Genomic DNA, 13,412 nt, shown 5'->3' on the forward strand with positions numbered 1-13,412 from the left:
GGCTCACCTCGACCATGGACACGGCACTCACGAGTTCGAAGACGCAACGAGTGCGGGATCCGCACGTGGCGCCGCTCAACCGACTGGTGGAATCGTGGCGGTCAGCAGACGCCGGACGATTCGTTCCGTGGTTCGACCCCGATGACGGCGGGGTGAACGCCCGGGTGCTGGTCCTGCTGGAGCGGCCTGCGCTCAGCACAGTGGCGGCGGGCTCGAAGGGCTTCAGCTCTGAGGACAACGCATCCGCAAGCTCGCGTGCCTTCCGGGCGGCGCGGATGGCGGCAGGCGTGGATCGCGGAGACATCCTGCGGTGGAACATCGTTCCGTGGGTGTCGACCGATAGCCTGTCGCCGCTCCGGATCCCGGAGATCGACGAGGCGCGGGACGCGCTGCATGTGTTGCTGTGTGCGCTTCCGCGGCTTCGCGGCATCGTCGCCCTCGGCTCTGCGGCGCTCGCCGGCAGCATGCGCTATCTCACCCTGCACGACGGGCCGGTGGTGCTGCCGGTCTTCGCGGCACCGCACCCGTCGCCGGCCAACGCCGCGCGCCGTGCCGAGCGGCCCATCCGTATCGCCAACGCGCTGCGTCGTGCCCGCGACTGCTCCGATTGACAGTGTGCCACCGTCGACCGGAATGGGATGGTCGCCAGGAGGCACCGGATCATGGGTCCGCAGCTGTGACTGTGACTGAGGGCTCGTACACAGTGGAATGGATCGAACGGAAGAGGTGACCGCCGCGGTTAAGCTTCCAGAGCCGCGCTTGCGAAGTCCGCCGAGAGGAGTCTGCCGATGAAGACCAGCATCCCCAGCCCGCCGCCGGAGTGGGCTCAGTTCCAGCTCGGGCCCGTGACCATCCACACCTACGCACTGTGCATCCTCGCCGGTATCGTCGCCGCGGTGCTCATCACCGGGCATCGGCTCGACCGGCGCGGAGTGCAGCGAGGGGTGGTGCTGGATGTCGCCCTCTGGGCGGTGCCGCTTGGCATCATCGGCGCTCGGTTCTACCACGTCTTCACTCACGTCGGCGACTATTTCTTCCCCGGCGCGAATCTGTGGAACGTTCTCGCGATCTGGGATGGCGGAAACGCCCTCTACGGTTCGCTTCTCGGCGGCGCTCTCGGCATCCTGATCGCGTGCCGCCAGACCGGACTGCGGTTCTGGGCGTTCGCCGACGCACTCGCGCCCGCTCTCCTGGTCGCTCAATCGCTCGGTCGTTTCGGCAACTATTTCAACCACGAACTCTTCGGACTGCCCACCACCCTGCCGTGGGGGCTGCAGATCGAGGCAACGAACGCGAAGTTCCCGCCGGGGCTGCCGGCGGGCACACTCTTCCACCCGCTGTTCCTCTACGAGATCATCTGGAACCTGGTCGGGGTGGCGCTCATCCTGTTCCTCGAGCGCCGCTTCCAGCTGCAATGGGGCAAGGTTCTCGCGCTCTATCTCATCTGGTACGGGTTGGGGCGCAGCTGGCTGGAGGCGATCCGGATTGACCCGACCTCCGACGGGTTCCTCGGCATACCGGCCAATGTGTGGGCATCGTTTGTCGCGGTCGTGATCGGTGTTGTGCTCTTCATCGTGCAAACCCGTCGCCACCCAGGTGTCGAGCCGTCGCCGTTCACCGGTCGGGACTCGCCCGCCGCCACGCGGCTCTCCTCCGCCGTGGTCACGGCTGGGGCAGAAGCCCAGGCGGAGCGCTGACTGCGCACGTAAAGCAGATCCCGGACGCACGGTCACGGCTTCTCGGCGGACCGGGGCCGGGGGCACGGTTCGTGCGGGTTTTTACGGGCGCACGTACGCCCAGCCCTCGCGCTGGCGTATGACGAGGTGGGCGACTCCACTCGGCACGACCACCGCGCCGGGCAGGAGCCGCTCCCGGGCGATGCTTGCACTGCTGAGGGTGTTGCCGCATGCGTCGACCGTCAGGCCGCGATCCTGCAACGCGCGAACGTTCTCGCTGTGCGGGCTGCCCTCGAGGAGGAGGTCGATCCCGGCTCCGTGGACGACGAGCTCGACCCGTGTCTGCGGGCCCAGAGTATCGAGCAGGTTGCCGAGATTTCTCAGCACCGACGCGTGTTTGGCCGGGTCGCCTTCGTCCAGGTGGACGACGACGCCAGTCCTGCTGGATTCGGTCACGGTCTCAGGCGAGCGTCATGAAGAGCTTTTCGAGCTCTTCGACGGTCATCGGATCGGTGGTGTCCTCCGGGTCGTTCAGGCATTTCTGCATGGCGGTGGAGATGATCTGAAAGCCGGCCTTGTCGAGTGCGCTGGAGACCGCGGCCAGCTGGATGACCACGTCGCGGCACTTGCCGCCGCCCTCGACAGCAGCGATCACGGCGTTCAACTGGCCCTGTGCGCGGCGAAGCCGATTCAGGACGGGCTTGATGTCGGCGGGGGTGGTGTTCTCTGCCACGGTGTCCTACTCTCTGCGTACCCACCAGGGTATAGCGACCGCTCAGGCTTGGGCGGCGGGGGCCGAAGTCGATGACCGAATGCTCTAGGATGCTGCTTCGCGCTCAGCCTCGGCTGAAGAGGCGCCCGAAGAACCCGCGGCCGGAGACGGCAGCCCTCTCGGCGTCGGTGTGGGTGCCGTTGCACCACCGGTTTGCGGGCACAGCGCGGCGTACGTCGGAGACATGCTGCCCGCAGCCGCTCCAAGTCGTCTTGCCACAGACCTTGCAGGTGACGGGATAACACATGGATTCGTCCTCTCGATGAGCGGCTTCGGGTCGGTGCAAAATATACCCTCCCCCGTATAGTACGATACCGGGGAGGGTATAACAAACGACTCTCGGGAGGAGTTCGCAGAATGAGAACGATCATCGTCGGCGGCGTCGCCGGAGGCATGTCGGCCGCCACCCGGCTGCGCCGGCTGGATGAGGCGCGCGAGATCGTGGTCTTCGAGCGCGGCCCCTACGTCTCCTACGCGAACTGCGGCCTCCCGTACTACGTCGGCGGGGTCATCCGCGACCGGTCGTCGCTGCTGTTGCAGACGCCGCAGTCGCTGGCGTCCCGGTTCCGGCTCGATGTGCGAACCGGGCACGAAGTCCTGGCCGTCGACGCCACGCGGCGCACGGTCACGGTGCTCGACGTCGCGAGCGGCGAGACGTCGACCGAAGGCTACGACGAGCTGATCCTCGCGGTGGGCGCGTCCGCGCGGGAGGCGGCGGGGCACCCCGGCATCCCGACGCACACGCTGCGCACGGTGGAGGACGTCGACGCGATCGGCGCGCTGGTGGCGGCGGCGGCCGACAACCCCTCTGCGCTGGTGGTGGGCGGCGGCTTCATCGGTCTGGAGGCCGTGGAGAACCTGGTCCGCCGCGGCATCCACGTCACGCTCGTCCAGCGCGGTCCGCACCTCCTCAGCCCGCTGGACGCCGAGATGGTGGCGCCGTTGGAGGCGCAGCTGCGCAGCCACGGCGTCGACGTGCGCACCGCCGTCACGATCGACGCGGTGGAGGGCGGCGTCGTCGTGCTCGACGACGGCAGCGCGCTGCGTCCCGACTTCATCGTCGACGCGTCGGGCGTGACGCCGAGTGTGGACCTCGCGCGCACCGCCGGCCTGCGGCTCGGCCCGACCGGCGGGATCGCGGTCGACGCGCAGAACCGCACCAGCGACCAGCACATCTTCGCGGTCGGCGACGGCGTCGAGAAGGTCGACGCGCTGTCCGGCGACGCGGCCCTGGTCACGATGGCCGGCCTGGCCAACCGGCACGGCCGCTCGGTCGCCGACGTGATCGCCGGCCACGACGAGCCCAACACCCCCGCGCTCGGGACGGCCATCGTGAAGGTCTTCGACACGGTGGCCGCGAAGGTCGGCTGGAGTGAGCGGCAGCTGGTGTCGGCCGGGCGTGAGCACCGCGTCATCCACACGCACCCGACCTCGCACGCGACGTATTACCCGGGGGCGCAGCCGATGTCGATGAAGCTGCTGGTCGACCCGGCCACGGACCGGATCCTCGGCGCCCAGATCGTCGGCGGGGAGGGCGTGGACAAGCGGATCGACGTGATCGCGGTGGCGATGGCGGGCGGCATCACCGCCTCCGGGCTCGCCCGCCTCGAACTCGCGTACGCGCCGCAGTTCGGCTCTGCGAAGGACCCGGTGAACCAGCTCGGCTACGTGGCGGACAACCTCCGCACCGGCGCCACCCGCGCGATCCAGTGGCATGAGCTCGACTCCGCGCTCGCCGCCGGCGCGACCCTGGTGGATGTCCGCACCGCGGGTGAGCACGCGGCCGGCGCGATCCCCGGCGCGGTCAGCATTCCCGTCGACGAGCTTCGCGACCGGCTCGCCGAGTTGCCGGCCGGGCCCGTCGTCGTGCACTGCCAGGTGGGGCAGCGCGGGCACACCGCTGCCCGCATCCTCGCCCAGCACGGGCGCGACGTCGTTAATCTGGACGGCGGCTACCGCACCTGGGTGGCAGGGGCCACCGAGCCGGCCGGCCGGTTGGCCACGGTGTGATCGCGGTTCCGTGTGTTGGGCCGGCTGCCTTCGTCGTCACATGCGCTCCTTGACTCCGGCCCGGATGAGCAGCCAGTTGACGGGGTAGGCGGTCGCGAATCCGAGCAGCATCGCCCACTGCATGGCGAACCAGAATTCGGGAGAGTCCACCGGCGCGCGGCCGCCAAACAGGGCGGGAAACAAGAGGAGCTGGACGAGCGCCATCGCGCCGTACATCCCGACCTGCCAGGAGGTGATGGAGGCGGCGTCAGCTTTGAGCGCTTCGATCAGACCCTTGCGGAGGCTGAGCCCGCGCATGGGAGCGATTGCGAAGTACTGGAAGACGATGCCGAGTCCGAAAGCGAGGATGAAGTCGAGGATCCAGACAGCGAACATCTTGTCCTGGAAAAGCCAGCCCCAGCCGAAGGCGACGGCGACGGCGGGGAAGAGGAAGGCGACCCATTCGGCGATGAGGTCACCGAGGGCGCAACCGGCGCCACAGTGGTTGGCGCCGGTTCCGACGGCCACCGCCATGGGTGTGTCTTCTTCGTCCGCGCTTTCCGAGGGTTCGGATGTCCGTCCCCAGCGCAGGTAGCCGCCGAGCCAGAGCACGCCGCCGAAAAGCATGGAGACGGGCCAGACGACGTTCATGACGGCCATTTTCTGCGGCCGCCGGATAACGTCGACGGCCACCCCAAGGGCACAGGCGATGCCGAGCCCGAGAGAGTTCCACGCGAGGATGTTCAGCCAGGTGGGGAAATCGCCGAGGGTGGGTTCCATGAGTCCACTGCTACCCGGGTCGCAATGCTAGTAGTACCCGTTGACTCAGCTCTTCTCATAGCCGAGGACGGCCATCATCCCGGATTCTGCGTGGTAGACGTTGTGGCAGTGCGTCATCCAGAGGCCCGGGTTGTCTGCGTCGAGGAGCACCCTGAGGGTTCGGTGCGGCAAGACGATGGCGGTGTCCTTGCGGGGGCCGCCGTCGAGTTGGAAGGTGTGGCCGTGGATGTGGAACGGATGCCACATCATGGTCTGGTTGGCGATGGTGAGTTGGACGCGTTCGCCTTCCCTGACGGTGTAGGCGCCGTCGAGCGGGTTGTTAATGTCGAACACTTTGCCGTTGACACTCCAGTCGTACTTCATCATTCCGCCGGTGAGGGCGATGTCGATGCGGCGGTCGATTCCGCGCCGCTGCAGGGTGTCGGCGGAGGTGGCGCTCAGTACGGTAGCTGTGACCGGTGACGTGTCGGGGGCCGTGTACCCGTTGGCGGTGGGTGTCGGGCTTCCTGGGTTGGAGCGGAGGATGGCGAAGCCGCGGTTGGCTTTGCCGACGGCTTCGGCCACGATCGGGAAGGCGCCGTCGGCGACGGTGATGATGGCGTCGTAGCGTTCACCCATTCCCAGGAGGATGCTGTCGCCCTCGACCGGGTTCACCGGGTACCCGTCGGTGTGGGTGACGGTGAGCCGGTGGCCACCAACGGAGAACCGGAACGCGGTGTCGCCGCCGGCGTTGATGACACGCAGCCGCACCCGTTGCGCGGGCTTCGCGGTGAAGATGGTCGGGTCTCCGGCCGGTCGGCCGTTGATGAGATAGTACGGGTAGTAGACGTCCCCGGCGTCGCCGCCGAGCAGGCTCGAGCTGGTCCCGCTGAGCAGGTTGCCATTTCGGGTCGGTGTGCCTTCTTGGCCGCCGCCCATCATGCCGCTCATTCCTCCCATCCCGGTCATGCTGCTCATACCCTTCTTCAGGTCGGCGAGCACTTGGTCGGGGGTGGCGGTGACGCCGTCGAGCCAGTCGTCGAGCACGAGCACCCAGTCGTGGTCATAGCCGAGCGGCTCGTGGGGGTCCTCGATGACCAGCGGGCCCTGGAGGCCGCGGTCGAGCTGTGGGCCGACGTGCGGGTGGTACCAGTAGGTCCCGGGCGCGTCGGCGGTGAATGCGTAGTCGTACGAGCTCCCGGGCGCGATCGGCTGCTGGGTGATCGGGGGCACGCCGTCCATGTCGTTGCGCAGGGCGATGCCGTGCCAGTGGACGGTGGTGTCGTCCGGGAGCTGGTTGGTCACGTGCGCGTGGATGGTGTCCCCGACCGTTGCCCGGATGGTAGGGCCTGGGACGTGACCGTTGTAGGCCCAGGTGGAGGCGGTGCGCCCGGCGAGATCGATGTCCGTCTTGCCTGCGGTGAGCTGGACCTGGGTTGTTCGTCCGGTGCGCCGCCGGGCTTTCTCGGCCGCGGTGACGGGGGCGCTGGTTGCGGTGAGGAGGTTGGGGCCGCCGGTGCAGGCGGCGAGGGCGAAGGCAGTGGCGACCCCTGCGCCGCCGAGGAGGAGGCTGCGCCGGGTGAGATTCGAAGAGTTCATCAGATGTCCAGAAGAGCAAGCGGCCAGACGGGCCGTAGGGAGTAGGAAGGGGGGCGGGCGCCGCCACGAAATGGGGGGAGGGGTGACGGCGCCCGCGTCTGGTGCGACCGAAGGTCAGAGGCTGGCGAGGAGCCGCTTCATCGTGGCGATCTCAGCTGTCTGTGCGGCGGCGATCTTCTTCGCCAGCGCGACGGCGTCGGTCGCCTTGCCCTGTTCGGTCTCGGTCGTGGCCATGGTGATGGCGCCCTGGTGGTGCTGAATCATCTGGCCGAGGAACAGCTTGGACGCGTCAGCTCCGGACGCTTTTTTCAGCGCGTCCATGTCCTGCTGGGACATCATGCCGTCGCCGCTCATGTTCATGCCGCTCATATCGGTCTTCTGCCCCCAGGTGGTGAGCCAGCCGTTCATAGTGTCGATCTCGGACTGCTGGGCCGCTTTGATCTTCCGGGCGAGGTCGGTGACCCGTGGGTCGACGCCTTGCTTGGCCAGCAGGGAGTCGGACATCTCGATGGCCTGCTGGTGGTGGGGGACCATGGCCATGGCGAAGGTGACGTCGGCCTGGTTGTGTTCGGAGGTCGCCGTGTCGGTGCTGGAGGCGCTGTGGTCCATTCCGGGCATGTTCCCCATGCCCGTATTACTGCCGGAGGAGCCGGCAGAGCAGCCGGCCAATGCGGCCGCGGTGAGGAGGGCGCCGGAGGTGAGCGCGATCAGTCTGGTCTTCATCGGAAGAAGTCTCTTTCGTCGTGTGCGGATGTGCGGATGCTGGGCAGGCTGAAGCACCACCGCGCGGTGCGCGGGGTGCGGGCTGCGTCATCTGCGATCGACGGAGAGAGCCAGAAGAGACGGTGGAGACGATCCGATGGTGCGGGCGAGCGTTGGGATCAGGGTGGTGGGTGCGGCGCGCATGCTTACGCCGAGCAACGCCCGGGTCAGGGCGGGCGCGATCAGCAGGATGGTGGCGGCCAGCAGGGCGAGAGTGCACACCATGGCGGTCATGTCGTGCATGGGATCGCAGCTGCCGGTAGCGCATCCACTCGTGGTCCCCGGGTCGGGATTCGCCAGGGCTATCGCGGCCGAGTGCGCGCCGGCTCCGTGAGACTGGCCCGGGGTGGCCGCGGAGACCGCGGCGTGAGACATGGTGAACTCGTGCGGTTGGCTCGCGGGGGTGTTGACCACGTGCATGGCCAGGATCCCGGTGACGATGCCCGCGACAGCGATGAGGAGGACCAGCAGGCAGCGCCAGGTTCGGGTGTGCGTCGAGATGCAGTCGGCGAGCATGAGTCCTCCTTCCGAGGATCACGTTAGCGGTGCAGTCTGGATACCCGCCGGGGGTTCAGCCCGGACAGGACTTGTACTCCCTCAAGTCGACGATTCTGCATGAACATGGTCGCCGAACTCGACTGAGGGCGCGATGGATCACGAGCAGTAGATCGGCGGCGTGGCGAGGTCGGGCGCTCAGGAGGTTAGGTCCGTGGCCCGGGCTGGGTTCAGGAGCGTACGAGGCGGGCGATGGCGTCGCTTGCCTCTTTGATCTTTATGTCCGCGTCGTCGCCGCCCAGTCGGGCAGCGTCCAGGACGCAGTGCTTCAGGTGGTCGTCGAGGAGCCCGACGGCGACAGCTTGGAGGGCGCTGGTGAGCGCACTGATTTGAGTGAGGATGTCGATGCAGTACTGCTCCTCGTCGACCATGCGCGAGATCCCCCGCGCCTGGCCTTCGATGCGCTTGAGGCGGTTGAGGTATTTGTCCTTGTCGGTGATGTAGCCGTATTCGGTGTGATCATGCTTGGTCATCGTGAGTCTTTCGTCAGCGGGAGGGGACGGCGTCAGCGGGTGAGGATGGCGCGGGTGCTGATCTCGGGGGCGAGGTCGAGCCGGCGGAGCAGTTGGGCGTTGAGGGCGACCACGACGGTCGACAGCGACATGAGTATCGCACCGACGGACATGGGCAGAACGAAGCCGATCGGTGCGAGCACGCCGGCGGCGAGGGGGACGGAGATCAGGTTGTAGCCGGCAGCCCACCACAGGTTCTGCTTCATCTTTCGGTAGCTTGCTCGGGAGAGCTCGATGACCGAGAGCACGCTGCGCGGGTCGGAGCTGGCCAGGATGACACCGGCGGAGGCGATCGCGACGTCGGTTCCGGCGCCGATCGCAATGCCGACGTCGGCTTGGGCGAGGGCGGGGGCGTCGTTGACGCCGTCGCCGACCATTGCCACCTTCCGTCCCTCCTTCTGCAGTTCGGCCACTGTGCTGGACTTGTCCTCGGGTCGCACCTGCGCGTAGGTGCGGTCGATGCCGAGTTCGGCGGCGACCGCGTTCGCGACCGCTTCGGCGTCGCCGGTGATCATGACGACTTGCACGCCCAGTTTGTGGAGCGCGTCGACAGCCTCACGGGACTCCGGGCGCACCTCGTCGGCGAGCTTCAGGCCGCCGATGAGGGTGCCGTTGCGGAGGACGTGGAGGATGATCGCTCCTTCGCTGCGCCACGAGTCGGCCTCCTCGACCTCCGTGGTTCCTGCTTCTTCGAGCAGCCGGGGGCCTCCGACGCGGATCTCGGTTCCGTCGATGGTCGCGGTCACGCCGACGGCCGGTGAGGAAGAGAATCCCGCGGCCGGGGGGATGGTCAGTTCCCGTTCGCGTGCGGCGCGGACGATGGCCGTGGCAAGCGGGTGCTCGCTGTCCGCTTCGGCTGCCGTGGCGAGTGCGAGGACTTCGTCCTCCGTCAGCGTGCCGACGGGTGCGATCGCAGTGACGGTCGGCTCGCCCTTGGTCAGGGTCCCGGTCTTGTCGAAGAGGACGGTGTCGACGGTGCGCATGCTTTCCAGCGCGAGCCGGTCCTTGACCAGCACTCCGCCGCGGGCGGCGCGCTCGGTCGCGATGGAGACGACCAGCGGGATGGCAAGGCCGAGCGCGTGCGGGCAGGCGATGACCAGCACGGTGATGGTGCGCACGACGGCGTCGTCGGGGCTGCCGATAAGTGTCCAGGCGATCGCGGTGATGATGGCGGAGCCGAGGGCGAACCAGAACAGCAGTGCGGCGGCACGGTCGGCGATGCGCTGGGCCCGCGAGGAGGAGTTCTGCGCCTCCGTGACCAAGCGCTGGATCCCTGCGAGGGCCGTATCATCGCCGACGGCGGTGACCTCGACCCGCAGGCCGGAGTCGACCGCCACGGTTCCCGCTGTCACGGCGTCCCCGTCGCCGCGGGAGACCGGGCGGGATTCGCCGGTCACCATCGACTCGTCCATCTCAGCGCGGCCGTCCACGATCCGGCCGTCGGCGGGGACGCTCCCGCCGGGCCGGATGAGCACCACGTCCCCGACTTGGAGATCGGAAGGGGCGACCTTCACGGTCGTGTCGCCCTCGATCCGTTCCGCCTCGTCCGGGAGGAGCGCGGCGAGGGAGTCGAGCGCCGAACTGGTCTGGGCCAAGGACCGCATCTCGATCCAATGCCCGAGCAGCATGATCACGATCAGCAGCGCCAGCTCCCACCAGAACTCGAGTTGCTGGTCGAGCAGGCCGAGCGTGGCGCTCCACGAGGCGAAGAACGCGACGGTGATCGCGAGGCCGATCAGCAGCATCATGCCCGGTGTGCGGCTCTTCAGCTCGCTGTAGGCGCCGCTGAGGAACGGCCACCCGCCCCAGACGTACATGACGGTTCCCAGCACGGGCGCGATCCAGAGTGCCCAGTTTGGCACGGTGTAGCCGAGGATCATCGCGAACATCTGCGAGGTCGCGACGACGGGGACGGCGATGATCAGGTTGATCCAGAACAAGCGCCGGAACTGCCCGACGTGGTCGCCGTGCCCGGCGTGCCCGGCCATTCCACCGTGTCCGGCATGCCCGACCATCTCGTTTTCGGCCATGTCGTGTCCGTCGCGCTGGCCGGCGTCGAGTTCGTGGCCTCTCATGTTGTGGTCGTGCTGCTGATGAATGGTTTCGGTATTGGTGGGGTTGGCCTGGTGGTCGTGCGCGTTGTGATCGGTCATGGTCTTAGCCCTTCACCTGGGTGATGTGCTGGAGTCCGCCTGTACCGGGCGAGGGTTATGCGGCGACGTAGGCCGCGGGGTCGGCGTCGAAGCGGGGTGCGCAGCCGGCGCAGCAGAACCAGTACCGCTCATCGTTGTAGTCGCGGTAGAGGCCGGCTGCTTCTGCTTTCGCTTTGCTGACGCTGCTGCCCTTCATTACGACGCACTCGGTGAGGTCGTCTGCGTCGCCGCCGCCGAGGAGGTTGGTGCCCCCGGCTGGCATGGCGGCGTCGTCGTGGTGATTGCTGGTGGTGCTGCAGCAGCTGTCGCTCATGGTGGTCTTCTCTTTCGTGGGTGGTCAGGCGGTCTCGAGGACGCGGGTGGGGGTCTTCGGGGTTGGCGTGGTGGCTGTGCCGCGGGGTCGGAAGTTGCGGAGGCGGAGGCTGTTGCTGACGACGAAGACGCTGGAGAACGCCATCGCGGCTCCGGCGATCATCGGGTTGAGCAGGCCCAGAGCGGCCAAGGGGATCGCGGCGACGTTGTAGGCGAACGCCCAGAACAGGTTGGTCTTGATCGTGCCCAGCGTTCGGCGGGCCAGGCGAACCGCATCAGCGGCGGCCCGCAGGTCGCCGCGGACGAGCGTGATGTCGGCCGCTTCGATAGCGACGTCGGTGCCCGTCCCCATCGCGAGACCCAGATCCGCGGTTGCGAGGGCTGCGGCATCGTTCACGCCGTCACCCACCATCGCCACGGTCTTGCCCTCGGCCTGAAGCCGGCGGATGGTCTCTACCTTGTCCTGGGGGAGGACTTCGGCGACCACTGTTCTGATACCGATAGCATCGGCGACCTCGCGGGCGACGGTGGCATTGTCGCCGGTGAGCAGGATCGGGGTGAGCCCGCTCTGCTTGAAGGCAGCCACCGCCTCATGGCTGGTCGGCTTGATGGCGTCAGCGACCACAAGCAGGCCGCGGACCTCGCCGTCCCAGGCCACACTGACGACCGTCCGGCCAGCTGCTTCCGCAGCGTTCTTGGCGGCGGTGAGGGCGTGGTCGAGCGTGATCGACCAGTCCTCGAGAAGCGTGGCGCGGCCAACCAGTGCGAGGTGGCCGTCGACGACGCCTTGCACTCCGCGACCCTCGATGTTCACGAACGACTCCGCCGCCGGCAGCGGTCCGGTTCGCTCGGTCGCTGCGGTGGCGACGGCTCGGGCGATGGGGTGCTCGGACGCTGCTTCGACGGCGCCAGCAACGCGTAGGAGCTCGGTCGCGTCGACCCCCGCAGCCGTCACGACGTCTATCAGTGTCATCTTTCCGGTGGTGACGGTTCCGGTCTTGTCCAGCACGATGGTGTCGACGGTGCGGGTGGACTCCAGCACCTCCGGCCCCTTGATCAGGATGCCGAGCTGCGCCCCGCGCCCCGTCCCGACCAGCAACGCGGTCGGGGTGGCCAAGCCGAGTGCGCACGGGCAGGCGATGATCAGCACGGCCACCGCGGCGGTGAACGCAGCCGCTGCCGGATGGCCGGTGAGCAGCCACACGGCCAGAGTGACCACGGCGATGCCGAGCACAATCGGCACGAAGATCCCGGAGATCCGATCGGCGAGGCGCTGCACCTCGGCCTTGCCGGACTGCGCATCCTCGACCAGCTTGGCCATCTGAGCCAGCTGGGTGTCGCTGCCCACCCGGGTGGCCCGCACGAGCAGGCGGCCTCCGGCATTGACCGTCGCACCGGAGACCGTATCCCCGACGGTGACCTCGACCGGCACCGATTCGCCGGTCAGCAGGGACATATCGATCGCGCTCGCACCGTCGACGACGACGCCATCAGTGGCGAGTTTCTCGCCGGGCCGGACGACGAACTCGTCACCAACCTGCAGCTTCTCGATCGGTATGCGCGTCTCCTGCCCTTCCCGCAGGACCACGACGTCCTTAGCGCCCAACTCCAGCAGTGCTCGCAACGCGGCGCCAGCCTGCCTCTTGGACCGCTTCTCGAAGTAGCGCCCGGCCAGGACGAACGTGGTCACCCCGGATGCGACCTCAAGGTAGATGTTTCCGGCGCCGTCGGAGGCAGCGACCGTGAAGCTGAAGCCGTGGGTCATGCCCGGCATCCCGGCGGTGCCGACGAACAGCGCATACAGCGACCACGCGAACGCCGCGAGGGTGCCGATCGAGACGAGGCTGTCCATGGTCGCCGCGCCGTGGCGGGCATTGATGAAGGCGGCCTTGTGGAACGGCCACGCGCCCCAGACCACGACGGGCGCAGCGAGTGTGAGTGAGAGCCACTGCCAGTAGGTGAACTGCAGGGCCGGGATCATCGCCAGCGCGATGACCGGAACCGACAGCGCCACGCTTCCGAGCAGGCGGTTGCGTAGTCCGGTCAGCTCCGGGTCGCTGTCTTTCCCAGCCGCATCCGGCTCGGCGGCTGGCAGCGCTGCGGTGTATCCGGTCTTCTCGACCTCTTCGATGACGGCCGCGACATCCATGCCGGCCGGAATCGTCACGCGTGCTTTCTCGGTGGCGTAGTTCACCGTCGCCGTCACGCCGTCGAGCCGGTTCAGCTTCTTCTCGATTCGCATGGCGCACGACGCGCAGGTCATCCCGCCGACCTCGAGTTCAAGGGTCGATCCGCCGGCGGCGGTAGTAGGAGATGCTGACAC

At 67.9% G+C, this 13,412-nt stretch carries 14 protein-coding genes; 4 read left to right on the plus strand and 10 right to left on the minus strand.

Annotated elements, in window-relative coordinates; genetic code table 11:
• Positions 1–14 precede the first annotated feature (14 nt).
• Entirely contained in the window at positions 15–611 is a 597-nt protein-coding gene (locus ACTJI1_RS01585; protein WP_440741294.1) for a uracil-DNA glycosylase family protein, read from the plus strand.
• 177 nt (positions 612–788) lie between these two features.
• Positions 789–1,697 (plus strand): prolipoprotein diacylglyceryl transferase, encoded by a 909-nt coding sequence (gene lgt, locus ACTJI1_RS01590; RefSeq protein ID WP_440741295.1) that lies wholly within the window; start codon positions 789–791, stop codon positions 1,695–1,697.
• An 81-nt stretch (positions 1,698–1,778) separates the two neighbouring features.
• Here lgt and ACTJI1_RS01595 read toward each other — a convergent pair whose 3' ends face one another.
• On the minus strand, positions 1,779–2,132 hold the full coding sequence (locus ACTJI1_RS01595) for a DsrE family protein (RefSeq protein ID WP_440741296.1): 354 nt from the start codon (positions 2,130–2,132) through the stop codon (positions 1,779–1,781).
• Between the two features lie 4 nt (positions 2,133–2,136).
• Positions 2,137–2,409, minus strand: coding sequence for a metal-sensitive transcriptional regulator (locus tag ACTJI1_RS01600; RefSeq protein WP_301209958.1), 273 nt, complete (start codon positions 2,407–2,409; stop codon positions 2,137–2,139).
• A gap of 396 nt (positions 2,410–2,805) precedes the next feature.
• Here ACTJI1_RS01600 and ACTJI1_RS01605 point away from each other — a divergent pair, with 396 nt between their 5' ends.
• The gene (locus ACTJI1_RS01605; RefSeq protein WP_440741297.1) at positions 2,806–4,458 is read left to right on the plus strand and encodes an FAD-dependent oxidoreductase; all 1,653 of its coding nucleotides are present in this window, start codon (positions 2,806–2,808) and stop codon (positions 4,456–4,458) included.
• A gap of 36 nt (positions 4,459–4,494) precedes the next feature.
• Here ACTJI1_RS01605 and ACTJI1_RS01610 read toward each other — a convergent pair whose 3' ends face one another.
• The 6 genes from ACTJI1_RS01610 to ACTJI1_RS01635 all read right to left on the minus strand — a co-directional run bounded on the left by ACTJI1_RS01610 (position 4,495) and on the right by ACTJI1_RS01635 (position 10,654).
• Positions 4,495–5,217, minus strand: a complete 723-nt coding sequence (locus tag ACTJI1_RS01610; RefSeq protein ID WP_440741298.1) for a DUF4396 domain-containing protein — start codon at positions 5,215–5,217, stop codon at positions 4,495–4,497.
• Between the two features lie 45 nt (positions 5,218–5,262).
• Positions 5,263–6,795: a multicopper oxidase family protein gene (locus tag ACTJI1_RS01615; protein ID WP_440741299.1), complete on the minus strand. Its 1,533-nt coding sequence runs from the start codon at positions 6,793–6,795 to the stop codon at positions 5,263–5,265.
• Between the two features lie 114 nt (positions 6,796–6,909).
• Positions 6,910–7,518, minus strand: coding sequence for a DUF305 domain-containing protein (locus ACTJI1_RS01620; RefSeq protein WP_440741300.1), 609 nt, complete (start codon positions 7,516–7,518; stop codon positions 6,910–6,912).
• An 87-nt stretch (positions 7,519–7,605) separates the two neighbouring features.
• Positions 7,606–8,073 carry a hypothetical protein gene (locus ACTJI1_RS01625; RefSeq protein ID WP_440741301.1) on the minus strand — a complete coding sequence of 156 codons (468 nt, stop codon included), beginning with the start codon at positions 8,071–8,073 and terminating at the stop codon, positions 7,606–7,608.
• 209 nt (positions 8,074–8,282) lie between these two features.
• Positions 8,283–8,585 carry a metal-sensitive transcriptional regulator gene (locus ACTJI1_RS01630; RefSeq protein WP_440741302.1) on the minus strand — a complete coding sequence of 101 codons (303 nt, stop codon included), beginning with the start codon at positions 8,583–8,585 and terminating at the stop codon, positions 8,283–8,285.
• Between the two features lie 32 nt (positions 8,586–8,617).
• Complete coding sequence (locus ACTJI1_RS01635) at positions 8,618–10,654, minus strand: heavy metal translocating P-type ATPase (RefSeq protein ID WP_440741303.1); 2,037 nt, start codon at positions 10,652–10,654, stop codon at positions 8,618–8,620.
• On the opposite strand from ACTJI1_RS01635, the gene ACTJI1_RS01640 reads away from it, so the two are divergent.
• On the plus strand, positions 10,628–10,801 hold the full coding sequence (locus ACTJI1_RS01640; protein WP_440741304.1) for a hypothetical protein: 174 nt from the start codon (positions 10,628–10,630) through the stop codon (positions 10,799–10,801). The two genes, ACTJI1_RS01635 and ACTJI1_RS01640, sit on opposite strands and share 27 nt — an antisense overlap.
• A gap of 31 nt (positions 10,802–10,832) precedes the next feature.
• Here the strand turns inward: ACTJI1_RS01640 and ACTJI1_RS01645 are convergent, their stop codons facing one another.
• Together ACTJI1_RS01645 and ACTJI1_RS01650 are read right to left on the minus strand one after the other, a co-directional pair.
• Positions 10,833–11,090 carry a hypothetical protein gene (locus ACTJI1_RS01645; protein ID WP_440741305.1) on the minus strand — a complete coding sequence of 86 codons (258 nt, stop codon included), beginning with the start codon at positions 11,088–11,090 and terminating at the stop codon, positions 10,833–10,835.
• A 24-nt stretch (positions 11,091–11,114) separates the two neighbouring features.
• Positions 11,115–13,412 carry a heavy metal translocating P-type ATPase gene (locus tag ACTJI1_RS01650; protein WP_440742162.1) on the minus strand — a complete coding sequence of 766 codons (2,298 nt, stop codon included), beginning with the start codon at positions 13,410–13,412 and terminating at the stop codon, positions 11,115–11,117.

It is taken from the genome of Leifsonia sp. 22587, assembly GCF_052044215.1.
Classification (GTDB): Bacteria; Actinomycetota; Actinomycetes; order Actinomycetales; family Microbacteriaceae; genus Leifsonia; species Leifsonia shinshuensis_C.

Coding starts and splice junctions, on each gene's coding strand:
- ACTJI1_RS01640 (WP_440741304.1), top strand. CDS start 10,628: ATGCCCGACCATCTCGTTTTCGGCCATGTCGTGTCCGTCGCGCTGGCC.
- ACTJI1_RS01610 (WP_440741298.1), bottom strand. CDS start 5,217: ATGGAACCCACCCTCGGCGATTTCCCCACCTGGCTGAACATCCTCGCG.
- ACTJI1_RS01625 (WP_440741301.1), bottom strand. CDS start 8,073: ATGCTCGCCGACTGCATCTCGACGCACACCCGAACCTGGCGCTGCCTG.
- ACTJI1_RS01585 (WP_440741294.1), top strand. CDS start 15: ATGGACACGGCACTCACGAGTTCGAAGACGCAACGAGTGCGGGATCCG.
- ACTJI1_RS01630 (WP_440741302.1), bottom strand. CDS start 8,585: ATGACCAAGCATGATCACACCGAATACGGCTACATCACCGACAAGGAC.
- ACTJI1_RS01645 (WP_440741305.1), bottom strand. CDS start 11,090: ATGAGCGACAGCTGCTGCAGCACCACCAGCAATCACCACGACGACGCC.
- ACTJI1_RS01620 (WP_440741300.1), bottom strand. CDS start 7,518: ATGAAGACCAGACTGATCGCGCTCACCTCCGGCGCCCTCCTCACCGCG.
- lgt (WP_440741295.1), top strand. CDS start 789: ATGAAGACCAGCATCCCCAGCCCGCCGCCGGAGTGGGCTCAGTTCCAG.
- ACTJI1_RS01635 (WP_440741303.1), bottom strand. CDS start 10,654: ATGGCCGAAAACGAGATGGTCGGGCATGCCGGACACGGTGGAATGGCC.
- ACTJI1_RS01605 (WP_440741297.1), top strand. CDS start 2,806: ATGAGAACGATCATCGTCGGCGGCGTCGCCGGAGGCATGTCGGCCGCC.
- ACTJI1_RS01615 (WP_440741299.1), bottom strand. CDS start 6,795: ATGAACTCTTCGAATCTCACCCGGCGCAGCCTCCTCCTCGGCGGCGCA.